At 67.0% G+C, this 1,616-nt stretch carries 1 protein-coding gene; it reads right to left on the bottom strand.

Going from position 1 to position 1,616, the window contains the following annotated elements; all coding sequences use genetic code 11:
* Nucleotides 1–1,616: electron transfer flavoprotein-ubiquinone oxidoreductase (locus tag P7F68_RS19845; protein WP_277835658.1), on the bottom strand; the 1,616-nt coding region annotated here is incomplete at both ends.

Here is a 1,616-nt window from a genome sequence, read left to right as displayed (position 1 = left end):
TGGTAGATCGGTCCTTCGCCGCCCTGCGGCACGACCCAGTTGATGTTCTGGGTCGGGTCCTTGATGTCGCAGGTCTTGCAGTGCACACAGTTCTGGGCGTTGATCTGCAGGCGCGGCCCAGCCTCCTCATTGACGATCTCATACACCCCGGCCGGGCAGTAGCGCTGCTCGGGGGCGTCGTACCTGGCCAGGTTGATTGCGATCGGCACCGCGCCGTCCTTCAACTGCAGGTGGCAGGGCTGCTCTTCCTCGTGGTTGGTGTTGGACAGGAACACCGAGGACAGGCGATCGAAGGTGAGCACGCCGTCGGGCTTGGGGTAATTGATCTTCGCGCATTCGGCCGCCGGCTTGAGCTTGTCATGGTCGGCGCTGTTGCGCAGCGTCCACGGCGCCTTGCCGCGGAACACCACCTGGTCGATGCCGAACAGCAGCGAACCCAGGTACAGGCCCTTCTTCATGTAGGGCTTGAAGTTGCGCGTCTTGTGCAACTCGGCGTACAGCCAGGAGTCGCGGAAGGCCGCCGGGTAGGCGGTGAGCGCGTCGCGCTCGCGTTCCTTGGCGAGCGCCTCGAAGGCAGCCTCGGCGGCGAGCATGCCCGACTTGATCGCGGCGTGGCTGCCCTTGATGCGCGCGGCGTTGAGAAAGCCCGCATCGTCGCCGATCAGCGCGCCGCCCGGGAAGATCAGCCGCGGCAGGCTCTGCAGGCCGCCGGCGGCAATGGCGCGCGCGCCGTAGGCCAGGCGCTTGCCGCCTTCGAGATACTTGCGGATCTCGGGGTGCGTCTTGTAGCGCTGCATCTCCTCGAAGGGCGACAGGTGCGGGTTCTCGTAGTTGAGGCCGACCACGTAGCCCACCGCCACCAGGTTGTCCTCGAGGTGATAGACGAAGCCACCGCCGTAGGTGGCGTTGTCCATCGGCCAGCCGGCGGTGTGCACCACCAGGCCGGGGCGATGGTTCTCGGGCCTGACCTCCCACAGCTCCTTGATGCCGATGCCGTAGGTCTGCGGGTCGGCGCCCTCGCGCAGATCGAACTTCGCCTCGAGCTGCTTGCCCAGATGGCCGCGACAGCCTTCGGCAAAGAGCGTGTACTTGGCGTGCAGCTCCATGCCCGGCTGGTGGTGCGGGCCGGGCGTGCCGTCACGGTTGAGGCCCATGTCGCCAGTGGCCACGCCCTTGACCGCGCCTTTTTCATCGAACAGGATCTCGGCGCCGGCAAAGCCGGGATAGACCTCGACGCCGGCCGCCTCGGCCTGCTCGCCGAGCCACTTCACCACGTTGCCCAGGCGCACGATGTAGTTGCCGTGGTTCACGAAACAGTCGGGCAGCAGGCCGTTGGGGGCCTGGCGGGCACCGGTCTCGGACAGGAACAGCACGCGGTCTTCGGTGACCTCGGTGTTGAGCGGGGCGCCCTGTTCCTTCCAGTCGGGGATGAGCTCGGTGAGCGCCTTGGGGTCCATCACCGCGCCCGACAGGATGTGGGCACCGATCTCGGCGGCCTTCTCGATCAGGCACACCGACAGCTCCTGGCCCTTGGCCGTGGCGAGCTGTTTCAAGCGGATCGCTGCCGCCAGCCCGGCCGGGCCGCCGCCGACGATCAGCACGTCGAATTCCATCGA

Origin of the sequence: Thauera mechernichensis (genome assembly GCF_029588855.1) — a bacterium.
Lineage (GTDB): Bacteria > Pseudomonadota > Gammaproteobacteria > Burkholderiales > Rhodocyclaceae > Thauera > Thauera mechernichensis.
Note: the sequence above shows the minus strand (reverse complement) of the source record. Positions and strands in the feature narration are given on the sequence as shown.